This is a genomic window from Gordonia sp. G4 (assembly GCF_057770005.1).
Map to the genome: position 1 here is coordinate 5,065,511 of NZ_CM173442.1, position 23,159 is coordinate 5,088,669.

Consider the following 23,159-nt stretch of genomic DNA (forward strand, 5'->3'; position numbering starts at 1 on the left):
TGATGACGACGACACAGACAGGTGTCCACGCTACTCACCTCCCGGCACATGACAACGGCCGCACCCCCATGGGATGCGGCCGGTGCCGGAAAGCCTCTGACGCGAGTCGTCGCGTCAGTTGAACGAGTCGCCGCAGGCGCAACTGCCGGTGGCGTTCGGGTTGTCGATCGTGAAGCCCTGCTTCTCGATGGTGTCGACAAAGTCGATGGTGGCTCCCTGGACGTAGGGGGCGCTCATCCGGTCGACGGCGAGCGTCACTCCGCCGAAGTCGGTGGTGATGTCACCGTCGAGGGTGCGATCGTCGAAGAAGAGCTGGTAGCGCAGCCCCGCGCAACCACCCGGCTGTACGGCGATACGCAGCGCGAGGTCGTCGCGGCCCTCTTGGTCGAGCAGCGCCTTGGCCTTGGACGCGGCAGCGTCGCTGAGGACGACGCCGGTGCTCGTGGCTGTGCTCGTTTCGTTCTGCACGGTCATGGATGCTCCTGTAAGTGGTGTGGTCCCGGTGCAATGTGGCCCGATGCCGTGGTGGGTTGCGGCCCCGCACGTCGTTCGGGATTCACCCCGCTCGCCGGGAGGTCGACCGGTTGTGCCCGTGCGTACAACCGTACTCCTCCCCGTGGTATTCCCGTCCAGTCGGACGGGCGTTTCCGCGAGGTCCGCGCCGTGTGCTCGTCTCGCACGAGCGCGAGGTCAGCCGCGCGCGTCCCCGAGGTCCGACGCCACCGATTCGGCGAGTGCGGCGAGCTGGTTCTCCGCGTCGGCCATCGCGACCTCGACCGAACCCGCGACGTCGACGATCGCGTGCGCGGCCGCGACACCGGCCGCGGCGATCTCGTCGGCACCCAGGGCGACCTGCCCCGCGAGGACGATCGTCGCGGCACCGGCACCACGGGCGCCGAGCGACGAGGCTGCCGAATGCAGCGCGGAGACGACCTTCCCCTGCAGCGTCTGCGAGTCGAACTTCCCCTCCCCGGTGACGACGATGTCGGCCGCGGCGACCTCGGCGGCCAGGCCGGTCGCCTCGGCGACCACGGTGGCACCGGACACGCGAGTAGCGCCGAGAGCGAGGAGCGCAGCACCGAGGCCACCCGCGGCACCGGCGCCCGGCTCGTCGGCGATGTCCCGGCCGGCGAGCGCACCCAGGGTGCGCGACCAGTCGTCGAGTCGCTTCTCGAGAAGGGCGACGGTGTCCGGGTCGGCACCCTTCTGCGGACCGAACACGGCTGCTGCGCCCAGCGGCCCCAGGAGTGGGTTCTCCACGTCCGACGCCACTATCAGCTCCAGCCCACGGAGTCGTTCACGGGCGTGATCGCCGCCCCCGAGGGCTTCGACCAGGCCCACACCGCCGTCGGTGGAGGCACTGCCACCGAGTCCGATCACGATCCGGCCCACCCCACGAGCCAGCGCCGCCGCGACGAGCTCACCGACACCGTGGGTGCCGGCCGCCACCGCGGTTCGCGGTGTCGGCGTGCCACCGAGCTGGTGCAGACCGCAGGCCTGCGCGCACTCGATGTAGGCGGTCGAGGGTTCGTCGGGGGTGGTCGAGGGTTCGTCGAGAAGCCACCGGGCGGTGACCCCCGCGCCGAGCGGCCCGGTCACCGATTCCCTGATCACGGTCCCGAACCGCGACGCCAGGACGTCGACGAATCCGGGGCCGCCATCCGACTGCGGGGCCACGACGAGTTCGTCATCCGGCCGTGCGGCACCCCACCCCCGGGCGATCGCACGCGCGGCGACCACCGCGGACATGGTGTCGCCGAACGAGTCCGGCGCGATCAGGACGCGCACCCTGATCCCGTCGCCGACTCCGTCGTCGTCGCACCGCGCGGCGCATCATTCCCGGTCATGAGCACGGAGTATAGGTAGCCGGACAGAACCCGGCAGCGCTCGGCGGAGCCGGGCGGGCCCCACGGGACGACGCCGAGACCCCGGATGCCCCGCCGTCTCCCCGGCTGCGGGAGACGACCACCCAAAAGCGACGACCACGCGTTTGTCTCGCAACACCGATCACCTAGGCTCTACAGGCGTGAAGCTGCCATGGAAGAAGGACGACACCCAGGCGGATTCCGGCGACAGCTCGGTCTCCACCTACACCGCCGACGACGAGTCCGGCACCGACGTCGCGCCCTCCGCCAAGGGCAGCAAGTACACCCCGGGCAAGGGACGCCCGACGCCGTCTCGTCGCCAGGCCGAGAACCGGCGTCGCGGTCCGGTCGCGCCGCCGCCGACGAACCGCTCCGAGGCTCGCGCCCGTAAGAAGGAACTCAAGTCGTCGCTCTCCAAGGAGGAGAAGCGCGCACTCTCCGCCGAGCGACGCGAGAAGCGGCTCCAGCAGCGGGAACGGATGATGTCCGGCGACGAGGCCTACCTCATGCCGCGCGACAAGGGCGCCTCGCGGCGCTACACCCGCGACATCGTCGACGCGCGACGCAACTTCGCCGGGCTGTTCATGCCGTTCGCCATCCTGCTGATCGTGCTGATGTTCCTGGTCCCGCAGGCCGCCGCACTGACGAACCTGATCCTGGTCGCCTTCGTCGTGCTGATGGCCATCGACGGTGTGATCCTGGGCCGCATGGTCAACCGGCGCGTCGCCGAACGTTTCCCCGAGTCCAGCGACGGGGGCTTCAAGCTGGGCTGGTATGCCTTCACCCGTGCGATGCAGCTGCGCAAGATGCGCGCCCCCAAACCGATGGTCTCACCGGGCGACGAAGTCTGATCGATGACCGATCGCGCAGTGCGCACCCTCGTCCTGGGAGGCGTGCGCTCGGGTAAGTCCGCGCACGGCGAGTCGCTTCTCGGCGACCACCGGCAGATCCGCTACCTCGCCACCGGCCCGCTGACGTCCTCTGACGGGGACTGGATGGACCGCGTTCGGTTACATCGCGAGCGCCGCGACGACCGGTACACGACGATCGAGACGACCGACCTCGGACACGCTCTGCGCGCCGCGCCCGACATCCCGGCCCTGGTCGACGATCTGGGTAACTGGCTCACCGCGCAGATCGACGCCGTGCACGGCTGGACCTCGGGTTCGGAGATCGACCTCGACGGTCCGATCGACGACCTCTGCGACGCCCTGGCCGCCATGACCGCCGACGTGGTGCTCATCAGCCCCGAAGCCGGGCTCTCGCTCGTTCCCCCCACCCCCGCCGGTCGGGTCTTCCAGGACCTGCTCGGCACCCTCAACGTCCGGGTGGCGCAGGTCTGCGAGCGCGTCGATCTCGTCGTCGCCGGCCGGGTTCTCCATCTCCCGGCCGAACCGCAGCCCGCGACGACCAGCACACCTGACGGCCCGGCGGCGGGCGTCGAGGCGCCGGGCCCGGGCACCACCGAGACGGACACCACCGAGAAGGACACGACCGACAGCACAGACACCCCGGCGCCGGTGGCGACGACGCCGGACCGCGGTGAGCCCGCCTCGGCACCGTCGGACCCGGTCGCCGCGACCGTTTCCAAAGCTCCCGAACCCGTTGGGGGCGTGGGGCTCTCCGAGCGTCCCCGGCCGGACCCCACCGATGCCGAGGTGTTCGCGCCCGTCAGGCCGCCGGACGAGCTGGTCGCCCAGGACGCCCGCAACCGACAGGCGACGCTCACCAAGCCGCCGGGATCACTGGGTCGCGTCGAGGAGATCGGCGTCTGGATCGCCGCATGCCAGGGCCAGTGCCCGCCCGCACCCCTCACCTCCCCCACCGTCGTCGTCTTCGCCGGCGACCACGGCGTCGCCCGCGGCGGAGTGTCGGCGTTCCCGCCCGAGGTGACCGCGCAGATGGTCGCCAACATCTCAGCGGGCGGTGCCGCGGTGAACGTCATGGCGGGACGCGTCGGCGCGGCGGTCAAGGTGGTCGACATGTCCGTCGACGCCGACACCGCACCCGAACTGTCGCGGTATAAGGTCCGTCGCAGCAGTGACGACCTCCGAACCACCGACGCGATCACTCTCGCGGAGGCGCGCGAGGCCCTGGCCGCCGGGCGCGCGATCGCCGACGACCTGATCGACTCGGGCACCGATCTGCTGATCGCCGGTGAGATGGGCATCGGCAACACCACCCCGGCGACGGTCCTCATCGGCGCGCTGACCCGGCGCGAACCGGTCGAGATCGTCGGTCGGGGAACCGGTGTCGACGACGCCGGGTGGATGCGCAAGACAGCCGCGATCCGTGACGGTATGCGCCGCGCGCGCAAGGTGATCCACGACCCGCTCGCCTTGCTGGCCGCCGTCGGCGGAGCCGACCTGGCCGCCACGGTCGGATTCCTCGCACAAGCGGCCCTACGCCGGACGCCGGTCATCCTCGACGGCGTGGTGATCACGGCCGCGGCCATGGTCGCCAACGAGTTCGCGCCGGGGGCGATGCGCTGGTGGATCGCCGGGCACCGGTCGGTCGAACCCGCCCATCAGATCGCGCTCGAACACCTCGATCTGGTCCCGGTTCTCGATCTGTCGATGCGGCTCGGTGAGGGCAGCGGCGCCGTTCTGGCGTTGCCGATCGTGCAGGCGGCCGCCGACCTGCTCGTCTCGATGGCCACCTTCGACGAAGCCGGCGTGTCCGACAAGAGCACCCCGGCCGGGGACACCGCAAACGACGCCGAGACATCCTGACGCCGAACGGATCCGCCATGATTCCGCCGACCCGGGCGCTCCGTACGGCCGTCAGCTGGCTGACGGTCGTGCCCGTCGGCGGACACGCGTCGGACGCGCCCGATCGGTCGCTGGGTGCGGCGGTGATGGCGTCGGTCCCGGTGGTGGGCGCGCTCCTGGGTGCCGCGTCGGCATTTGTGGCCTTCGGGCTCACCCACACCGGACTCCCGACCTTGCTGATCGGCGTGCTCGTCGTCGTCCTGCTCGCCGCGGCCACCCGGGGCATGCACCTCGACGGGCTCGCCGACACCGCTGACGGACTGGGGTGTTACGGGCCACCCGATCGGGTCACCGAGGTGATGCGCAGCGGCACCGTCGGCCCCTTCGGGGTGGCCACCCTGGTCCTGGTACTCGCTGTGCAGTCGACCGGCTTCGCCGCACTCGCCGATGAGTCACAGTGGTACGGCCTGGCTTTCGCCATCGGCCTCGGCCGGATCGGCGCCGTCGTCGGCACCCGGAGGTCGCTGAAACCGGCCCACCCCAACGGTTTCGGCGCCCTGGTCGCGGGCACACAACATCTCTCCGTCGCCGTGTGGCTGGTTCTCGCGCTCGTAGCGGCCGTCCCACTCGGACTGTCCGCCAACGGATTCGACGGCGGCCACCTCGAGGTGGCCGCCGTCGTCCGAGGAATCGCGATCGTGCTCGGTGTCGCCGCGTTCGCCTGGTGGTTCACCCGGCATTGTGCGCGCCGGATGGGCGGGATCACCGGTGACGTACTGGGCGCGACCATCGAAGTCGGGGTCGCACTCGCCGTCGTCGGGCTGTTGCTCTGACCCGCCACGGGACCCGTCACGCGAACGTTCAGCTGCGGTAGAGCTCCGTCATCCAGCCGTGGGTGTCGGCGAACGTCCCCCGCTGGATGCCGGTCAGGGTGTCACGCAATGCCTGCGTCACCTCGCCGGTCTCGCCGTTGTTGATGGTGTAGTCCTCGTTCTCACCCTTGACCCGACCGACCGGGGTGATGACCGCGGCGGTGCCACAGGCGAACACCTCGGTGATGTCGCCCGAGGCCACGCCCTTGCGCAACTCCTCGGTGGTGATCTTGCGTTCCTCGACCTCGAAACCGGCGTCGGTGGCCAGCGTGAGCAGCGACGAACGGGTGATCCCCGGCAGCAGTGACCCCGACAGTTCGGGGGTCACCAGTCGGGCGTCGGCGCCCGAACCGAACACGAAGAACAGATTCATGCCGCCCATCTCCTCGATGAAGCGGCGTTCGATCGCGTCGAGCCACACGACCTGGTCGCAACCCTGCTCGGTCGCCTGCCGCTGCGCGAGGAACGCCGCGGCGTAATTGCCTCCGCACTTGGCGAATCCGGTGCCGCCCGGCGCCGCGCGGACGTACTCGGTGGAGAGCCAGACGCTCACCGGCTTGATGCCGCCGGCGAAGTAGGCGCCCGCCGGTGAGGCGATGACCGAATAGATGTAGCTCGTGGACGGAGCATTCACGCCCAGGCTCGCCTGCGAGGCGAACATGAACGGACGCAGGTACAGCGACTCCTCGCCGCCGGCGGCGGGCACCCACTCGTTGTCCGCGGCCAGCAGGGCCTTGAGCGAGCCGATGAAATCCTCGACCGGCAGCGCCGGCATCGCGAGTCGTTCGGCACTGCGCTGCAGCCGTGCCGCGTTGGCCTCCGGCCGGAACGCGGCGATCGAACCGTCCGGCTGCCGATAGGCCTTGAGTCCCTCGAACACCTCTTGGCCGTAGTGCAGGACCGTGGCGGCGGGGTCCAGCGCGATCGGACCGTACGGCTTCACCGTGGCGCTGTGCCAACCCACCTCGGCGTCGTAGTCGATCATCACCATGTTGTCGGTGAAGTGGCGCCCGAATCCCGGGGCGGACAAGATCTCCGCGCGCCGGCCCTCAGACACCGGGTGCGGGTGCTTGGTACGGTTGAACTCCAAGGTCATGGCGCCATCGTACCGCCGGCCACAAAAGCAATTCCGTGCCCCGTGGGTCACCCCCGGACCCGGGCGGGGCCTCGTGCCGGTGGCCGCAGGTCACACGTGCGACGGCACGAACGGCGGGATCACGACCTCACACGCGAGGTCGCGGCCGCGGACGTCGACCACGACCTCGTCGCCCTTGCGCACACCCGACGCCGTGTCCAGCAGCGCGAGCGCGATGCCCTGTTTCAGCGTGGGCGAGAACGTGCCCGACGTACAGGTCCCTATCTGCCCCCCGCTCTGGGAGTCGCCCGCGAGACGAACCGCGCATCCGGCCCGCGGCACCCCGCGCCCGGTCGCCCGCAGCCCATACAGACGACGCGACGGACCGGCCTCTTTCTCGGCCAGCAGCGCGTCGCGGCCGAAGAACGACGGCTTGTCCCAGCCGACCGCCCAGCTCGAACGCGCCTGTACCGGCGAGATGTCCGGACCGAGCTCGTGTCCGTGCAGGGCATAACCCATCTCGGTGCGCAGGGTGTCCCGGGCGCCCAGTCCCGCGGGCAGCCCGCCGGCCGCGGTGATCGCCTCCAGCAGGACGTCGAAGACTGCACCGGCGTCGTCCCATCGCGGCACGATCTCGTACCCCCGCTCACCGGTGTATCCGGTCCGGCAGACCCGCACGCGAGCCGGACCGTCGGCCGTCGCCAGATCGGCGTCGGCAAAGGCCATGTACTCCATGTCGGCCGGCAACCCGAGCCCGGTGAGGATGTCGGGCGATCTCGGCCCCTGTACCGCCAGGACGGCCAGGTCGCGGTGCCGGTCGGTGATCGAGATACCCTCCGGCGCAACGGCTTGCAGCTGGGCCACGACAGCCGCGGTGTTCGCCGCGTTGGGCACCAGGAACACCTCGTCGTCACCGACGAGATAGGCGATCAGGTCATCGACGACACCACCGGAATCGTTGCAGCACAACGTGTATTGAGCCTTGCCGGGGACGATCTTGCCGAGGTCGTTGGTGAGCGTCGAGTTGACGAACGCCGCCGCGCCCGCCCCGGACACCAGCGCCTTGCCGAGATGGCTGACGTCGAAGATGCCCACGCTCTCCCGCACCGCCGCGTGCTCGGCGACGGTGCCCGAGTACGACACCGGCATGTTCCAGCCACCGAACTCGGCGAAGGTGGCCCCCAGTGCGGCATGACGGTCGGCGATCGGCCCGGCGAGGAGTTCACTCATGGCGTCCACGCTATCGGGCGATCCGTGCCGCCGGGGCGCGGACCATCCGCGCCGGCGGCGGCGCAGAACGCCACGGGTGGTACCGGCCGGCCGTTGTCCACGCATGCACCCGAGACGCCGCGTCCCGGCCGATGAGGTTCGTGGCAGCCCCGCCGCGTCGGCGCTGTGGCAGAGTTGAGCGGGTGAGCAAGAACGACACCGTCGACCGCGCGCGCGGCCCCGAACTCGAACTGTCCACCTCGATCGGCAAGGACGATTCCGCCCTGGTCATCGGCCTGATCAGCACGTCGTCCCCCGACGACGACGCCGACGGCCCCGCCACCGAACCGACCCTGGCCATCGGTGACGGCATCCTCGACGACGCCCAGGCGGCCGCCATCAGCGCCGCCCTCACCGCGCTCGGGGCCACCGGCTCGCACGGCGAGGTCACCCGGACCGCGGCTCCCGATTCGTTGCCGGTCGATGTCGTCGTCGCCGTGGGCCTCGGCGACGCCGACAACCTCGACGACGCCGATCAGGTCCGGCAGGCAGCGGGCATCGTCGCCCGCGAACTCGACGGACACGAGTCGGTGTCCACCACGCTCTCCGCGATCGACCTGGCCGCCGCGGCCGAGGGCCTGTTCCTCGGCGCCTACCGGTTCGACGAGTTCCGCTCGGCGAAGTCGAAGCCGAAGAGGACTCCGCCGCAACGCATCACGCTGCTCGTCGAATCGAAGTCCAAGGAGGCCAGGGCGGGCCTGGAGCGGGCCGTCGCGGTCGCCGACTCCGTCGCCATCGCCCGCGACTTCGTCAACACCCCGCCGAGTCACCTCTATCCTGAGGAGTTCGCCGCCCGCACCCGCACGCTCGGGAGCAAGGCCGGCCTCAAGGTCGAGATCCTCGACGACAAACAGCTCGAGGCCCAGGGTTACGGCGGGATCATCGGCGTCGGCAAGGGATCCTCCCGGTTGCCGCGCCTGGTCCGACTGACCCACACCGCCAAGAAGTCGCCCAAGAAGGTCGCGCTGGTCGGCAAGGGCATCACCTTCGACACCGGCGGCATCTCGATCAAGCCCGCCGCGAACATGGACGCCATGACCTCCGACATGGGTGGCGCCGCCGCGGTCATCGCCGCGACCATCCTGGCCGCCCGCCTCGACGTCGACGTCACGGTCACCGCGACCGTGCCGATGGCCGAGAACATGCCGTCGTCGACCGCGCAGCGGCCCGGTGATGTGCTGACGCAGTACGGCGGACGGACCGTCGAGGTCCTCAACACCGACGCCGAGGGTCGTCTGATCCTCGCCGACGCCATCGTGCGGGCCTGCGAGGACGATCCCGACTACCTCATCGACACCGCGACCCTGACCGGCGCGCAGATGGTGGCGCTCGGCACCCGAACTCCCGGCGTGATGGGCACCGACGAGTTCCGCGACCGCGTGGCGGCCCGGTCGGCCGATGTCGGCGAGAACGCCTGGGCCATGCCGCTGCCCGCGGAACTCCGCGCCGACCTGAAGTCCCGCGTCGCGGACCTGGCGAACGTGACCCCGCACCGCTGGGGCGGGATGCTCGCCGCCGGCATCTTCCTGAAGGAGTTCGTGCCGGAGGACGTGCAGTGGGCCCACATCGACATCGCCGGACCCGCCTTCAACACCGGAGGGGCCTGGGGCTACACCACGAAAGGCGGTACGGGCGTGCCCGTCCGGACCATCGCCGCGGTGCTCGAGGACATCGCCGCGAACGGCTGACCGACAGCAACCGGCACCCGCGCACCGGCCCGATGAGAATCGTTACCGACGAGTACGAGCCGAACCGAGTCGGCGACGCACCCTACGGGTAGGGTTGGCCGCGGGGATGAGCGGCTGATCCGCCACTCATCTGCGCGGGCTCCGAACCGCCCCCGACCCCGTGCCCACGGCGCACACACCATTGGGCATCACCTACAGACCACCACGTCGAGTTCAGGAGTTCACAACGATGGCCTTCTCCGTCCAGATGCCCGCCCTTGGTGAAAGTGTCACCGAGGGGACAGTCACCCGGTGGCTGAAGGAGGAGGGCGACACCGTCGAGGCCGACGAACCATTGCTGGAGGTGTCGACCGACAAGGTCGACACCGAGATCCCGGCGCCCACTTCGGGTGTGCTGACGAAGATCATCGCCCAGGAGGACGACGTCGTCGAGGTCGGCGGCGACCTCGCCCTCATCGGTGACGCCGACGAGGCCGATTCCGGCTCGGACGATTCCGGCTCGGATTCCGCCGGCGGCGACGAGCCGACCGAGGCCGCCCCCGAGCCCGAGCCCGAGCAGGCCGCCGAGGAGCCCTCCACCGATGAGGACGCTCCCGCCGAGAAGCCAACGGCCGACACCGGTTCCGGCTCCGCAGAGGGCACCGACGTGCTCATGCCCGAACTCGGCGAATCGGTCACCGAGGGCACCGTCACCAACTGGCTGAAGTCCGTCGGCGACGAGGTCGCCGCCGACGAACCGCTCCTCGAGGTCTCCACCGACAAGGTCGACACCGAGATCCCCTCCCCCGTCGCCGGCACCCTGCTCGAGATCCTCGCGCAGGAGGACGACGTGATCGAGGTCGGCGGCAAGCTCGCCGTCATCGGTGATGCCTCGGCAGCACCGTCGAAGAAGGAGCCCGAACCGGAGCCGGAACCCGAGCCCGAGCCCGAGCCCGAGCCCGAGCAGAAGTCGGAGCCGGAACCCGAGCCCGAGCAGGCGCCCGCCCCCGAGGAGGAGCAGAAGCCCGCACCCAAGGCCGAACCGAAGACCTCGGAGCCCAAGTCGCAGGCCGCGGAGAAGTCCGATCCGCCGACCGTCGAGTCGACTCCGTACGTGACCCCGCTGGTGCGCAAGCTGGCCGCGGAGAACAACATCGACCTCAACGCGATCAAGGGCACCGGTGTCGGTGGCCGGATCCGCAAGCAGGACGTGCTCGCCGCCGCCGAGGAGGCCAAGGCACCTGCCCCCGAGCAGAAGCCCGCCGCTGCTGCTCCGTCGGCACCCGCGGCATCGGCCGGGAAGTCCGCATCGCCTGAGATCCGCCCCGAGCTGGCCGAGCTGCGCGGGACCACGCAGAAGATCAACCGCATCCGTCAGATCACCGCCAAGAAGACGCGCGAGTCGCTGCAGCAGAGCGCACAGCTCACGCAGGTCTTCGAGGTCGACATGACCCGCATCGCCGGACTCCGCAAGGCGGCCAAGGAGAACTTCAAGGCCTCCGAGGGTGTCAACCTGACGTACCTCCCGTTCATCGCGAAGGCCGTCGTGGAGGCGCTGAAGGCGCATCCCAACGTCAACGCCTCGATCGACGAGGACAAGAAGGAGATCACCTACTACGACAAGGTGCATCTCGGCATCGCAGTCGACACCCCGCAGGGACTGCTGTCGCCGGTGATCCACAACGCCGATGACCTGTCGATCGCCGGCCTGGCACGCGCCATCGCCGACATCGCGGCGCGGGCACGCTCCAACGGCCTCAAGCCCGACGAGCTCGCCGGCGGCACCTTCACCATCACCAACATCGGCAGTCAGGGTGCGCTCTTCGACACCCCGATCCTGGTCCCCCCGCAGGCCGCGATGCTCGGTACCGGAGCGATCGTCAAGCGTCCGGTCGTCATCACCGGCGAGGACGGCTCGGAGTCGATCGCAGTGCGGTCGATGTCCTACCTGCCGCTGACCTACGATCACCGCCTCATCGACGGCGCCGACGCGGGCCGCTTCCTCACCACGGTGAAGAAGCGCCTCGAAGAGGCCGCCTTCGCCGCGGACCTGGGCCTCTAGCCCGGATCTCCGGTTACGGCACACCGAGGACTCACGATGCGCATCGCCGTCGCAGGTTCGCAGGGGCTCATCGGCAACGCCCTGGTCAACTCGCTGCGCGCGGCGGGCCACACGATCACCCGTCTGGTCCGCCGCGAGGCACGCGCCGATGACGAGTTCAGCTGGGATCCCGAGACCATCGGCGTGCCGCCCGAGAGTCTCGAGGGCGTCGAGGCGGTGGTGTCGCTCGGCGGCGTGGGGGTCGGAAACGGCCGGTGGACCGGGCGCTTCAAACAGGAGCTGCGGAACTCCCGGGTCACGCCGACCGAGGTCCTCGCCGAGGCCGTGCGTGATCTCGGCATCCCCACGTTCGTGAGCGCCAGTGCGTCCGGCTTCTACGGCGACACAGGCAGCCGTCCCGCCGTCGAAACCGACGGTCCCGGAGAGGGATTCCTCGCGGACCTGGTCGTCGACTGGGAGGCCGCCGCCCGTACCAACGTCGGCACCGACACGCGCCTGGTCCTCCTGCGGACCGCACCGGTGTTGAGTGCGCAGGGCGGTCTTCTCGGCAAGCTTCGTCCGCTGTTCAAGCTGGGGCTCGGCGGACCCATCGGCGACGGGAAGCAGTACTTCTCCTGGATCAGCCTCATCGACGAGGTACGTGCCATCGAGTTCCTCCTCGACTCCGACGTGTCCGGGCCCGTGAACCTGAGCGCGCCCGGCGCGGTGCCGTTCGGCGAGTTCGCGTCGGCGCTGGGCCGCGCCGTACACCGCCCGACGGTGCTCAAGGTTCCGGCCTTCGCGGCGCGCCGGGTCGGCGGCGAGATGGCCGAGGAAATGATTTTGTTCAGTCAACGCGTTGCACCTGAGGTGCTGACCGATCACGGATTCACCTTCACCCATCCCGGTGTCGACGAGGCCCTGGCCTACGCCACCGGAACCAATCGCCATGACTGATCGTCCGATCCGCGCGAGTACCGAACCGGTCGAGATCCGTCGGCTCGGCGTCCTCGACTACCAGGCTGCCTACGACATGCAGCACGGTCTGGCCACCGAACGCGCGGACGGCCTCCTCGACCACGACGTCCTGCTCCTGCTGGAGCACCCCTCCGTCTACACCGCGGGCAAACGCACCGAGGACTCCGACCGGCCCACGAACGGCGCACCGGTGGTCGACGTCGACCGCGGCGGGCGGATCACCTGGCACGGCCCCGGGCAGCTCGTCGGCTACCCGATCGTCAAGCTCGCCGAGCCGCTGGACGTCGTCGAGTACGTACGGCGGCTCGAGGCAGCACTCATCTCGGTCTGCGCCGGACTCGGCGTGACGACCGGGCGCGTCGACGGCCGGTCGGGAGTGTGGATCACCGATGACGCCGGGGAACGCAAGCTCGGGCAGATCGGTATCCGCGTCGCGCGCGGAGTCGCGTTGCACGGGTTCGCGCTCAACGTCGACCCCGACATGGCAGCCTTCGAGGCGATCGTCCCCTGCGGGATCGCCGACGCCGGGGTGACCTCGCTCGCCCGCGAACTCGCGCGGCCGCTGTCGGTGCACGACGTGCTCGACGTCACCGCCGACGCGGTGCTGTCCGCACTCGACGCACCCACTTTCGACGTCACCCATTCCGACACCACCGGCACCCCGGCGACCGCCGCCACACAGTCCGGAACACCCACTTCTGCAAGCGTAGGATCGATACAGTGACCGCGTCCCCCCTCACCCCCGGACCCGGTGCCCCCGAAGCCACACCCTCGGCAACGGCACCCTCAAACCCCGCCCCCGAAGGCCGCAAACTGCTCCGCCTCGAGGTGCGCAACGCGCAGACCCCCATCGAACGCAAGCCGGAGTGGATCCGGACCCGCGCGACGATGGGCCCGGAGTTCACCGAACTCAAGGGCCTGGTCAAGCGTGAAGGCCTGCACACCGTCTGCGAAGAAGCCGGCTGCCCCAACATCTACGAGTGCTGGGAAGACCGCGAGGCGACCTTCCTCATCGGCGGCGAACAGTGCACCCGCCGCTGCGACTTCTGCCAGATCGACACCGGCAAGCCCGCCGCCCTCGACCGCGACGAACCCCGCCGCGTCGCCGAGAGCGTGCAGGCGATGGGCCTGCGCTACTCGACCATCACCGGCGTGGCCCGCGACGACCTGCCCGACGAGGGTGCCTGGCTCTACGCCGAGACCGTCCGCGCGATCCATCGCCTCAATCCCGGCACCGGTGTCGAGAACCTCATTCCGGACTTCCATGCCAAGCCCGATCTGCTGGCCGAGGTCTTCGACGCCCGGCCCGAGGTGCTCGCACACAACCTCGAGACCGTGCCGCGCATCTTCAAGCGCATCCGCCCGGCGTTCCGCTACGAGCGGTCCCTCGAAGTCCTCACCGCCGCACGCGATTTCGGTCTGGTGACGAAGTCGAATCTAATCCTGGGCATGGGTGAGACACCGCAGGAGGTGCAGTCGGCGATCGTGGATCTGCACGAGGCGGGCTGCGACATCCTGACCATCACGCAGTACCTGCGCCCGTCGCCGCGGCATCATCCGGTCGAGCGCTGGGTCAAGCCCGAGGAGTTCGTCGACCATTCCGAGTTCGCCACCGAGGTCGGTTTCGCCGGTGTCATGGCGGGTCCGTTGGTGCGCTCGTCGTACCGGGCAGGCCGGCTCTATGCGCAGGCGATGGCCCACCACGGCCGCGACATCTCACCCGCTCTGGCCCACCTGGCAGCCGAGGGATCGGCAAGCCAGGAGGCCTCCAGCCTGATGGCACGCCTCGCCCGCTGACCCCTCGTGCGGCGTCCGGTGACCTTTCCGGCGGTCGCCGGACGCGCGGACGTAAACTGGCCTCATGGCAAAGGCGCAGGTGAACAAAGAGGTCAAGGCCGAGAAGAAGAAGGCCCGTAAGGCGGCATCGAAGGAACGGCGCCAGCAGCTGTGGCAGGCCTTCCAGATGCAGCGCAAGGAAGACAAACGGCTCATCCCCTACATGGTGGGTGTGATCGTCCTGTCGATCGCCGTCTTCACCGTCCTCGGGTTCGTGCTCGGCTCGCCGTGGCTGCTGATCCCCCTCGGCGTGGTGCTGGGCATCCTGGGCGCGTTCATCCTGTTCGGCCGCCGGGTCCAGAAGAACGTGTACACCAAGGCCGAGGGACAGCCGGGCGCCGCGGGATGGGCGCTGGGCAACATGCGCGGACAGTGGCGGGTGAAGCAGGCCGTCGCCGGGACGTCCCAGCTCGACGCCGTGCACCGGGTCATCGGCAAGCCGGGCGTCATCCTCGTGGGTGAGGGCTCGCCCACGCGCATCAAGTCCCTGCTCGGCCAGGAGAAGAAGAAGGTCGCGCGCGTCGTCGGCGACACCCCGATCTACGAGATCATGGTCGGCAACGACGACGGCCAGGTCCCGCTGTCGAAGCTCGAGCGGCACCTCAACAAGCTGCCCAGCAACATCGACCGCAAGCGGATGGAGACCCTCGAGGGACGGCTCTCCGCCCTCGGCAGCAAGGCTCCCGGCCCCGGGATGCCGAAGGGGCCCCTGCCCGGGAACGCCAAGATGCGCAGCATGCAGCGGACGGCACGCCGCCGCGGCTGACGCCACACCCGTCGACTGGGCGTCAATCCCGTCGACTGGGCGCCCGATTCCGTCGACCGTGCGCTGAATCCCATCGACTGTGCGCCCTGCATACGACCAAACCCACCACCGATCTGGACCAAGTCCGATCCGGTGGTGGGTTTGTCGGTGAGTGGTGGGTCCGCGGGCGGCTCGGCGCCTGTCAGCGGGTCCGGACGAGCGCGGTGCCGGTCGCGCGGTCGTGGAGAGCGCGTCCGTTGTAATCGTTGATCAGGGCCGGAACCAGGAACACCATCAGCAGCTGACGGAAGAAGGCCCGAACGATCCCGACGGCAGCCGGGCTCTGTTCGCCGGTCGCCTCCGCGGTGTTGCGTTCAACGCCGAAGTCGACTCGCGCAACTCGCATCCCGATGACGAGCTGGCCGGGTGTGAAGCCGAACAGCGTCACCGCGAAGACGCCCATGACGAACCAGATGCCCAGCTGGGTGGTGCCCAGGTGGGGCGAGGGAAACCCGACGAACGCCATTGCCAGACCACCGGCGATCAGCCAGTCGACGAGCAGAGCCGCGACCCGCGGCCAGCCGGTCGCCAGCGAACCGGGACCGCTCTCCGGCAGGCCGAGATCTTGCCCTCGGTACTCGTTGTCCACGCCGGTCGCGGGACCGATCTGCGGTCCCGACAGCCAGGAACCCGTGACTCGTCCCATCGGTGATGACTCCTCTCACGCGACCGCGCAACCCCCTCGGTCCGCGTCGTCGCCGCACTGGGAACCATCGTAGTCGCTGGTTGTGGCGACCCGTCCCGCCCGTTCGGGCCTCCCGCTAGGGTTGGGGTGCGCCGAGTGCGTCGCGCCCCGGACACACCGTGTAGCGAATACCACTCGCGTGTAACACGGGGGAAACACGGACTTAGCGCATGGGCAACTTCGCCTCCATACGGTTGCCGCTGAGATCCGCTGCTGTTTCTCAGTGGCGGATGTGGCGTGTCCCCATACACGGACCACCGATCACGAAGGAGTCACCGCACGGTGTACAGCAGTAAAGAAGAACTACTCGAGGGCATCAAGAAGGAAGGTGTCGAGTACGTCGACATCCGATTCTGCGACCTGCCCGGTGTCATGCAGCACTTCTCGATCCCCGCGTCGGCCTTCGACGAGGACGTCTTCGAGGACGGTCTGGCATTCGACGGCTCGTCGGTGCGTGGCTTCCAGTCCATCAACGAGTCGGACATGATGCTGCTGCCCGACCCGGCCACCGCGCGGATCGACCCGTTCCGCAAGGCCAAGACGATGAACCTCAGCTTCTTCGTCCACGATCCGTTCACCCGTGAGGCCTACAGCCGCGACCCGCGCAACGTCGCCCGCAAGGCCGAGGACTACCTCGCCTCCACCGGCGTGGCGGACACCTGCTTCTTCGGCGCCGAGGCCGAGTTCTACATCTTCGACTCGGTGTCCTTCGGCTCCGAGATGAACGGCACCTTCTACGAGGTCGAGTCCGAGTCCGGCTGGTGGAACACCGCGTCCCCGACCGATCCCGACGGCAGCCCGAACCTCGGCTACAAGGTCCGCCCGAAGGGTGGCTACTTCCCCGTCGCTCCGTACGACCACTACGTCGACCTGCGCGACGAGATGTCGACCAACCTGCAGAACTCGGGCTTCGAGCTCGAGCGCGGCCACCACGAGGTCGGCACCGCGGGCCAGGCGGAGATCAACTACAAGTTCAACACGCTGCTCCACGCAGCCGATGACGTGCAGCTGTTCAAGTACATCATCAAGAACACCGCGTGGCAGAACGGCAAGTCGGTCACCTTCATGCCGAAGCCGCTGTTCGGTGACAACGGCTCGGGCATGCACGCCCACCAGTCCCTGTGGAAGGACGGCAAGCCGCTGTTCCACGACGAGGCCGGCTACGCGGGCCTGTCGGATCTGGCGCGCTACTACATCGGCGGCATCCTGCACCACGCGCCGTCGTTGCTGGCCTTCACCAACCCGACGGTCAACTCCTACAAGCGTCTGGTGCCGGGCTACGAGGCCCCCATCAACCTCGTCTACAGCCAGCGCAACCGGTCGGCCTGTGTGCGTATCCCGATCACCGGCAACAACCCGAAGGCCAAGCGCCTCGAGTTCCGTTGCCCGGACAGCTCGGGCAACCCGTACCTGGCGTTCGCCGCGATGATGATGGCCGGCCTGGACGGCATCAAGAACAAGATCGAGCCGCACGAGCCCGTCGACAAGGACCTCTACGAGCTCCCGCCGGAGGAGGCGAAGAGCATCCCGCAGGCTCCGACCTCGCTGGCCGCGGTCATCGACCGCCTCGAAGAGGATCACGAGTACCTCACCGCCGGTGGCGTGTTCACCGAGGACCTCATCGAGACCTGGATCGCGCTGAAGCGTGAGAACGAGATCGAGCCGGTGCAGATCCGTCCGCACCCGTACGAGTTCTCGCTGTACTACGACTGCTGAGCCACTCGGCTCATATCGACTCGGCCCGCTCCGCGATCGCACTCCGATCGCCGAGCGGGCCGTTTCGTTGTACATCTACCGGCACGTCAATCCGCGCGAGGCGCCCAATTCGACCGGCGCACCGTGCGACGATGAGCCGCATGGGCACACTTCTGACGTCCGACGAGTTCGAGATCCGCCTGCTGTTCGCGGAGTCGGTCCCGGAGGTGATGCAGTTCGTCCGCGATGTGGTCCGGCAACGCGAACCGATCGCCCTCGAACTCGAGGGATCGGCTCACCTCGTGAACCTCGCCAACGTCGCGCACCTCTCGTTGGTCGATCACACTCCCGACGACGACACGCTGGACTCCGACGAGCGAACCACCGTCGTGCTGTCCATCTCCGAGGCGAGAGAGTAACGGCGCCACGCACCTCGGGCGCATGGCCGTCGCAGCTTTCCTCGCCGACTCCTGACGTGTGCCGGCCCGGCCCGTAGAGCAAGCTCGATCGCGCCGACGATTCGTCTCACGGTGAGACCGTGAACGGCGATCGTCGAAGCATCGGTCGCCGGCGTGGCGACCCTCACACGTGATCCATATCACTTTTAGGACTTGTTGCTCTGCCGACTCACAAGGTACGACCGTAGTTTGGACGGATGACCCGTGATGTATATGTCGAAGACCTCGTACCCGGCGACCGGATCAGCCTCGAAGGCACCCCTCGCGTGGTTCGCACCACCAGTCGTCTCGACGACAACCAGCTGCGTATCGAGCTCGTGAAGGGCCACGACGATGTGAGCGAGGTCGTGCTGCACCGCACGGTCAAGCTGCAGGTCAACTGAGCCGAGCTCGACAGATCCCGGCCGCTCGGGCGGACCTATGGGTCAGGCTGCCCGGGCACCGTCGAGATCGCCGAACACTGCCTGGTTGTGATCGAACGCCGCCACGGCCTCGTCGACGAGACGATCGATCCCGTCCGCGTCGAGGGGTAGCGCGTCGAGCCGCGCCCGGTAGGCGTCCTTGTAGCGCTTGAGCTTGTCGATCTCGTCGAACGAGTAGAAACTCAGCGCGTCGTCGTCGACGCCGTAGTGCTCCCGCATGCGATGGGCCACCACCTGGCCGCCGCTGAGGTCGCCGAGGTAACGCGTGTAGTGATGGGCCACATAGCGCGCCGGATCGGCACGGGTGGACTCGATCGCTGTCACATAACGCCGCACGGCCGGCAACGGCGTCTCACGCGACGGGTCGATGCCGAACGACGCGAGGTCGGCACCCAGTCGTTGCAGGCGTAGCAGTTTCGGGTCGAGCACGGCGTCGGCGACCGGGTCCCCGGCGAGTTCCGCACCGACGCGCTCGAGTGCCTCGTAGACGAAGTAGAGCTGGATCGCGAGACGCTGATACTCCCCGGTGTCCAGCCGGCCCGACATCAGATCGTCGATGAACGGAGCATGCTCGGCACGTTCGTGCGCCACCGCGGTCGCCGATCGGAGTCGCGCGGAGATACTCGGGTACTCGGGAACACTCGGGCCGTCGGCGGTCTGGGGTCCGGCCTTCTCGGGATCGGGGGTCATGATGCCACCAGTGATACCACCAGAGTCCGGTGATCGGAACCCGGAAGGTAGTGGGTGTCCATCGAGGTCGCCACGAAGCCGCGCAGGATGACCCGGTCGATGGCGACCAGCGGCCGGTTGCCGATCCGCTTGTCGGTGGGATAGCTCGGCAGGAAGCCCGCGCCCGCGAGGTCGGTCCCGTCGACGAGTCCGTTGGTCAGCAGGTTGCGGTACTTCGCGTGATTCCAGGTCGAGTTGTAGTCCCCGATCGCGATGACCCGCCCGGGTGGAAGCTGCTCGAAATGCTCGGCGAGGGTGTCCATGTCGGCGAGCCAGTCCCAGTTCCGGCCCCACAGCGGAGCAGCCGGGTGGATCGCCAGCACCTGGGTCCCCGCCGCCCCCGGCAGATCCGTACGGGCCTGCAGATTGTGCAGCACGGTACCCGGGATGTTGTACCGCTCGTCGAGCGGCTTCTTGCTGAACAATGCGGTGCCGGCCGCGTAGGTGTACGGGATCGCGAACTGATGAGGCAGCGCGCGGCCGATCTCGCTGCGCCGCAGGCGCTCCAACGCCTCCGGTGTGACCTCCTGGAGCGACAACAGATCAGGATCGGCGTCGGCGACGATCTTCCCGAGCACACCGAGGTCGCCACCGCCGAAGAGCAGATTCGACGACACCACGGTGAACCGCTCGCCGGCCGGCACGGGCTCGGCGACGACGAGGGGCACCTGGGTGTAGGCCAGCGCGCCGGCCGCCACGACCGCGAGCGCCAGCATGAACCAGCGTCGCAGGACCCCGAAGACGACGATCGCGATCAACCCTGGGATGAGGGCGAATTGCACCCCGCTCGTGAGGTACAGCGCGACGTCGCCGCGCGACGGGTAGAAGTGCAGGAACACGCCCAGCACCACGCCGGCGAGCATCGCCCACCCCAGGACGTACGCGGCCGCCCACAGAAATCTCGTCATCGCTCCCCCAAATGGTCCGGTGTCCCCCGCCGGATTCGTCTGTGCCCTTCTCGGGCCTGGTCAGTCGCGTCGGCGCGTCAGGCCCCGAAGACCTTGAGCACCACGGCCTTGGCCCGGCGCGTGACCCGTAGATAATTCTCCAGGAATTCGTTGGCCTGGTCTTCCGGCCATCCGGCGGCGAAGGCGATCTGACGCAGCTGTGCGCCCGGTCCGGGGAGTTGGTCGATCGGCTTGCCACGGACCAGGACCAGCGCGTTGCGCGCCTTCGTCGCGGTCGTCCAGGCGTCCTTGAGCAGCGCGACGTCGTTCTCCGACAACAGCTCCGCGGCGCCGATGGCGTCCAGCGAGTCGAGGGTCGACGTGTTGTGCAGGCTGCGGTAGCGGTGCGCGTACTTGAGCTGGAGCAGCTGCACGGTCCACTCGATGTCGGCGAGGCCGCCGCGTCCGAGTTTGGTGTGGGTGGCCGGATCGGCACCGCGCGGCAGACGTTCGGCGTCCACCCGGGCCTTGATCCGGCGGATCTCCTTGACGGCGTCGTTGCTGACCCCGCCGGCCGGATAGCGGACGTGATCGATCATGTGCAGGAAGTCGATGCCGAGCGCCTCGTCGCCGGCGACCTGGTGCGCGCGGAGCAGCGCCTGGACCTCCCACGGCTGCGCCCACTGCGCGTAGTACGCGGCATACGACGCGAGGGTCCGCACGATGGGACCGTTCCGGCCCTCCGGGCGCAGACCCGTGTCGACCTCCAACGGCGGATCCGCACTGGGACTGCCCAGCATCGACCGCACGTTCTCCGCGATCGTCTGCGCCCACTTGAGCGCCTCGGACTCCTCGGCGTCCCGATCGGGCTGGCACACGAACATCACGTCGGCGTCCGAACCGTAGCCCAGCTCACCGCCGCCCAGCCGGCCCATGCCGATCACCGCGATGCGGGCCGGCGCCCGGCTCCCCCGCTCGCGTTCGGAGATGTCGATAGCTACGGTGAGGGCGGCGTTGAGCACCGCCGCCCAGACACTCGACAGCGCGTTGCAGACGGCAGGCACGTCGAGAAGCCCCAGGACGTCGGCCGAAGCGATGCGGACCAGCTCGGCCCGTCGATGCGACCGGGCCACGGCCACCGCGCGTTTCATGTCCTGCTGGCGGACGGTCGACGCGATGAGGCCCTTGGCGACGTCCTCGGGTCGTACGTTGCACAGCTTGGGTCCGTCGGGCCCGTCGGAGTACTGGTGGATCACCTCGGGCGAACGCATCAGCATGTTCGCGATGTACTCCGACGTCCCGAGCACCTTCATCAGCCGCGCCGCCACGACGCCGTCGTCGCGCAACAGCCGCAGGAACCAGTCGGTGTCCTCCATGACCTCGCACAGCCGGCGATAGTTCAGCAGACCCGCGTCGGGATCGGGGGTGTCCCCGATGTGCTCGAGCAACTGGGGCAGGATGAGGAGCTGGATCTGGCCACGCCGCCCCGGCGCGTTCGACAGCGCGCGGATGTGACTCAGCGCGCGCTCGGGCTTCGCGTAACCCAGTGCGGCCAGCCGTCTCTCGGCCGAGGTGTCGGTCAGGGTCAGCTCGTCGGTCTTGAAGCGTGTGACCGCTTCGAGCAGCGGCCGGTAGAACAGCTTCTGGTGCAGGCGCCGGACCCGCAGGCTCTGGTGGCGGATCTGTTCGCGCAGCACCCCGGTCGCGTCGAGTTCGCCCTCGCGCCGGATGTGCGCGGCGCGCGCGAGCCACCGGAGGGCCTCGTGGTCGTCGGGCTGGGGCAGCAGGTGGGTCCGGGACATCCGCTGCAGCTGCAGACGATGCTCCAGCAGACGCAGGAATTGGTACGACGCACTGAGATTCGCGGCGTCGTCGCGTCCGACATAACCGCCCGCGGTGAGCGCGGCCAGTGCGTCGACGGTCGGCATCACTCGCAGGTTCTCGTCGACCCGGCCGTGCACCATCTGCAGGAGCTGGACCGCGAATTCGACGTCGCGCAGGCTGCCGCGTCCCAGTTTGAGGTTGCGTTCCCGCTCGGCCTCGGGCACCAGCGATTCGACCCGGCGTCGCATCTTCTGCACCTCGGGGACGAAGTCGGGTCGCTCGGCGGCCTTCCACACCATCGGTTTGACGGCGGCGATGTAGTCGTCGGCGAGTTGCATGTCGCCGGTCATCGCCCGTGCCTTCAGGAGCGCCTGGAACTCCCAGGTCTTGGCCCAGCGCTCGTAGTAGGCGACATGCGATTCGAGGGTCCGCGTCAGCGCGCCGGACTTCCCCTCGGGCCGCAGCGCGGCGTCGACCTCGAAGAAGGCGAGTGAACCGATGCGCATCATCTCGCCGGCGATGCGCGCCGCGGTGCCGTCGGCCGGGTCACTGACGAAGATGACGTCGACATCGCTGACGTAGTTGAGTTCGCGCGCACCGCATTTGCCCATCGCGACGACGGCGAGGCGAACCGAGATCGGCTTGTCCCCGCACACCTCCGCGAAGGCGACGGCCAGTGCCGCGGTGAGGGCGGCGTCGGCCAGGTCGGACAGGTACGCCCCGACCTCGGGCAGCCACATCACCGGCTCGTCCTCGACGGTCGAGGCGACGTCGTGTGCGGCGAGCTGCAGGATCAGGTTTCGGTAGGCCAGACGCAGCGCCACCACGGCCTTCGGGCCGGTGAGCCGGGCCCGGTACACCCGATTGCCCTTCTCGATCTCACCCGGCACGGGCTGCGCATCGACCGAGGCGAGCATCAGCCGGTCGACCTCGGCGCGGTCGGGCAACTCGTCGGGGACCAGCAGCCGCCAGCTCGACGGTTCGGCGACGAGGTGATCGGCGAGTGCGTCGGAGGAACCGATGACCGCGAACAGGCGCCCGCGGAACGAGCGTTGTGCGCGGACCAGGGCGTCGATCTCGGACCACTCGTCGCCGACCGCACCGCGCAGCCGGACGAGGGTTCGCAGCGCGAGGTCGGCGTCGGGAGATCGCGACAGCGCCCACAACACGTCGACCGATTCGGGCGTGTTCCAGCCGAGATCGGCCAGGTTCCGGGGTGCGGAGTCGTCGAGGAGACCCAGGCGGCCCGCGCTGGGGACCGTGCTGCGTCCGGCTCGCCCAGGGAGTCCGGACCGTGCCGGGGGTGGTCCCGATCGTGTTGTCACATCACAAAAGTAGCG

Annotated in this window: 20 protein-coding genes; 12 read left to right on the forward strand and 8 right to left on the reverse strand. The window is 69.0% G+C overall.

Translation table 11 applies throughout. The annotated features are described in order from the left end of the window. Window positions 1-114: 114 nt before the first annotated feature. A complete protein-coding gene (locus AC3B5T_RS22845; RefSeq protein ID WP_004022921.1) occupies window positions 115-474 on the reverse strand; it encodes a HesB/IscA family protein in 360 nt (119 codons plus the stop codon). Window positions 475-690: 216 nt separating this feature from the next. Further along, window positions 691-1,788 carry a glycerate kinase family protein gene (locus AC3B5T_RS22850; protein WP_055476592.1) on the reverse strand — a complete coding sequence of 366 codons (1,098 nt, stop codon included), beginning with the start codon at window positions 1,786-1,788 and terminating at the stop codon, window positions 691-693. A 238-nt stretch (window positions 1,789-2,026) separates the two neighbouring features. On the opposite strand from AC3B5T_RS22850, the gene AC3B5T_RS22855 reads away from it, so the two are divergent. From AC3B5T_RS22855 to AC3B5T_RS22865, 3 genes are read left to right on the forward strand one after another with little or no spacing between them, the layout of a single operon-like run. Continuing rightward, a complete protein-coding gene (locus AC3B5T_RS22855) occupies window positions 2,027-2,716 on the forward strand; it encodes a DUF3043 domain-containing protein (protein ID WP_010841129.1) in 690 nt (229 codons plus the stop codon). Between the two features lie 3 nt (window positions 2,717-2,719). Continuing rightward, window positions 2,720-4,597, forward strand: coding sequence for a nicotinate-nucleotide--dimethylbenzimidazole phosphoribosyltransferase (cobT, locus tag AC3B5T_RS22860; RefSeq protein ID WP_055476593.1), 1,878 nt, complete (start codon window positions 2,720-2,722; stop codon window positions 4,595-4,597). Between the two features lie 17 nt (window positions 4,598-4,614). Beyond that, window positions 4,615-5,409, forward strand: a complete 795-nt coding sequence (locus AC3B5T_RS22865; protein WP_055476594.1) for an adenosylcobinamide-GDP ribazoletransferase — start codon at window positions 4,615-4,617, stop codon at window positions 5,407-5,409. Between the two features lie 28 nt (window positions 5,410-5,437). Here AC3B5T_RS22865 and AC3B5T_RS22870 read toward each other — a convergent pair whose 3' ends face one another. Continuing rightward, window positions 5,438-6,544, reverse strand: coding sequence for a branched-chain amino acid aminotransferase (locus AC3B5T_RS22870; protein ID WP_055476595.1), 1,107 nt, complete (start codon window positions 6,542-6,544; stop codon window positions 5,438-5,440). Between the two features lie 90 nt (window positions 6,545-6,634). Next, a complete protein-coding gene (gene gcvT, locus AC3B5T_RS22875; protein ID WP_055476620.1) occupies window positions 6,635-7,753 on the reverse strand; it encodes a glycine cleavage system aminomethyltransferase GcvT in 1,119 nt (372 codons plus the stop codon). Window positions 7,754-7,935: 182 nt separating this feature from the next. Here gcvT and AC3B5T_RS22880 point away from each other — a divergent pair, with 182 nt between their 5' ends. The 6 genes from AC3B5T_RS22880 to AC3B5T_RS22905 all read left to right on the forward strand — a co-directional run bounded on the left by AC3B5T_RS22880 (window position 7,936) and on the right by AC3B5T_RS22905 (window position 15,080). After that, entirely contained in the window at window positions 7,936-9,480 is a 1,545-nt protein-coding gene (locus AC3B5T_RS22880) for a leucyl aminopeptidase (RefSeq protein WP_055476596.1), read from the forward strand. 229 nt (window positions 9,481-9,709) lie between these two features. Next, a complete protein-coding gene (gene sucB / locus AC3B5T_RS22885) occupies window positions 9,710-11,521 on the forward strand; it encodes a 2-oxoglutarate dehydrogenase, E2 component, dihydrolipoamide succinyltransferase (protein WP_488357963.1) in 1,812 nt (603 codons plus the stop codon). Between the two features lie 36 nt (window positions 11,522-11,557). Next, window positions 11,558-12,457 (forward strand): TIGR01777 family oxidoreductase, encoded by a 900-nt coding sequence (locus tag AC3B5T_RS22890; RefSeq protein ID WP_055476598.1) that lies wholly within the window; start codon window positions 11,558-11,560, stop codon window positions 12,455-12,457. After that, window positions 12,450-13,202, forward strand: coding sequence for a lipoyl(octanoyl) transferase LipB (lipB, locus tag AC3B5T_RS22895; protein WP_055476599.1), 753 nt, complete (start codon window positions 12,450-12,452; stop codon window positions 13,200-13,202). The genes AC3B5T_RS22890 and lipB overlap by 8 nt, the downstream gene beginning before the upstream one ends. Then, the gene (gene lipA, locus AC3B5T_RS22900; RefSeq protein ID WP_010841138.1) at window positions 13,199-14,275 is read left to right on the forward strand and encodes a lipoyl synthase; all 1,077 of its coding nucleotides are present in this window, start codon (window positions 13,199-13,201) and stop codon (window positions 14,273-14,275) included. Before lipB ends, lipA begins: the two co-directional genes overlap by 4 nt. A gap of 64 nt (window positions 14,276-14,339) precedes the next feature. Continuing rightward, window positions 14,340-15,080 carry a DUF4191 domain-containing protein gene (locus tag AC3B5T_RS22905; protein WP_010841139.1) on the forward strand — a complete coding sequence of 247 codons (741 nt, stop codon included), beginning with the start codon at window positions 14,340-14,342 and terminating at the stop codon, window positions 15,078-15,080. A 181-nt stretch (window positions 15,081-15,261) separates the two neighbouring features. Here AC3B5T_RS22905 and AC3B5T_RS22910 read toward each other — a convergent pair whose 3' ends face one another. After that, entirely contained in the window at window positions 15,262-15,765 is a 504-nt protein-coding gene (locus tag AC3B5T_RS22910) for an RDD family protein (protein ID WP_055476600.1), read from the reverse strand. A 321-nt stretch (window positions 15,766-16,086) separates the two neighbouring features. Here AC3B5T_RS22910 and glnA point away from each other — a divergent pair, with 321 nt between their 5' ends. From glnA to AC3B5T_RS22925, 3 genes are all read left to right on the forward strand, one after another. Continuing rightward, complete coding sequence (gene glnA, locus AC3B5T_RS22915; RefSeq protein WP_010841141.1) at window positions 16,087-17,520, forward strand: type I glutamate--ammonia ligase; 1,434 nt, start codon at window positions 16,087-16,089, stop codon at window positions 17,518-17,520. 140 nt (window positions 17,521-17,660) lie between these two features. Then, window positions 17,661-17,918 carry a hypothetical protein gene (locus tag AC3B5T_RS22920; RefSeq protein ID WP_044506934.1) on the forward strand — a complete coding sequence of 86 codons (258 nt, stop codon included), beginning with the start codon at window positions 17,661-17,663 and terminating at the stop codon, window positions 17,916-17,918. A 236-nt stretch (window positions 17,919-18,154) separates the two neighbouring features. Continuing rightward, a complete protein-coding gene (locus AC3B5T_RS22925; RefSeq protein ID WP_010841143.1) occupies window positions 18,155-18,340 on the forward strand; it encodes a hypothetical protein in 186 nt (61 codons plus the stop codon). A 42-nt stretch (window positions 18,341-18,382) separates the two neighbouring features. Here AC3B5T_RS22925 and AC3B5T_RS22930 read toward each other — a convergent pair whose 3' ends face one another. From AC3B5T_RS22930 to AC3B5T_RS22940, 3 genes are all read right to left on the reverse strand, one after another. Then, a complete protein-coding gene (locus AC3B5T_RS22930; RefSeq protein ID WP_010841144.1) occupies window positions 18,383-19,069 on the reverse strand; it encodes a biliverdin-producing heme oxygenase in 687 nt (228 codons plus the stop codon). Then, window positions 19,066-20,016 carry an endonuclease/exonuclease/phosphatase family protein gene (locus AC3B5T_RS22935; RefSeq protein WP_488357965.1) on the reverse strand — a complete coding sequence of 317 codons (951 nt, stop codon included), beginning with the start codon at window positions 20,014-20,016 and terminating at the stop codon, window positions 19,066-19,068. The genes AC3B5T_RS22930 and AC3B5T_RS22935 overlap by 4 nt, the downstream gene beginning before the upstream one ends. A gap of 77 nt (window positions 20,017-20,093) precedes the next feature. After that, a complete protein-coding gene (locus tag AC3B5T_RS22940; RefSeq protein ID WP_488357967.1) occupies window positions 20,094-23,144 on the reverse strand; it encodes a bifunctional [glutamine synthetase] adenylyltransferase/[glutamine synthetase]-adenylyl-L-tyrosine phosphorylase in 3,051 nt (1,016 codons plus the stop codon). Window positions 23,145-23,159: the final 15 nt, after the last annotated feature.

Coding starts and splice junctions, on each gene's coding strand:
- AC3B5T_RS22845 (WP_004022921.1), bottom strand. CDS start 474: ATGACCGTGCAGAACGAAACGAGCACAGCCACGAGCACCGGCGTCGTC.
- cobT (WP_055476593.1), top strand. CDS start 2,720: ATGACCGATCGCGCAGTGCGCACCCTCGTCCTGGGAGGCGTGCGCTCG.
- AC3B5T_RS22865 (WP_055476594.1), top strand. CDS start 4,615: ATGATTCCGCCGACCCGGGCGCTCCGTACGGCCGTCAGCTGGCTGACG.
- AC3B5T_RS22870 (WP_055476595.1), bottom strand. CDS start 6,544: ATGACCTTGGAGTTCAACCGTACCAAGCACCCGCACCCGGTGTCTGAG.
- gcvT (WP_055476620.1), bottom strand. CDS start 7,753: ATGAGTGAACTCCTCGCCGGGCCGATCGCCGACCGTCATGCCGCACTG.
- sucB (WP_488357963.1), top strand. CDS start 9,710: ATGGCCTTCTCCGTCCAGATGCCCGCCCTTGGTGAAAGTGTCACCGAG.
- AC3B5T_RS22890 (WP_055476598.1), top strand. CDS start 11,558: ATGCGCATCGCCGTCGCAGGTTCGCAGGGGCTCATCGGCAACGCCCTG.
- lipB (WP_055476599.1), top strand. CDS start 12,450: ATGACTGATCGTCCGATCCGCGCGAGTACCGAACCGGTCGAGATCCGT.
- AC3B5T_RS22905 (WP_010841139.1), top strand. CDS start 14,340: ATGGCAAAGGCGCAGGTGAACAAAGAGGTCAAGGCCGAGAAGAAGAAG.
- AC3B5T_RS22910 (WP_055476600.1), bottom strand. CDS start 15,765: ATGGGACGAGTCACGGGTTCCTGGCTGTCGGGACCGCAGATCGGTCCC.
- AC3B5T_RS22920 (WP_044506934.1), top strand. CDS start 17,661: ATGGGCACACTTCTGACGTCCGACGAGTTCGAGATCCGCCTGCTGTTC.
- AC3B5T_RS22925 (WP_010841143.1), top strand. CDS start 18,155: ATGACCCGTGATGTATATGTCGAAGACCTCGTACCCGGCGACCGGATC.
- AC3B5T_RS22930 (WP_010841144.1), bottom strand. CDS start 19,069: ATGACCCCCGATCCCGAGAAGGCCGGACCCCAGACCGCCGACGGCCCG.
- AC3B5T_RS22935 (WP_488357965.1), bottom strand. CDS start 20,016: ATGACGAGATTTCTGTGGGCGGCCGCGTACGTCCTGGGGTGGGCGATG.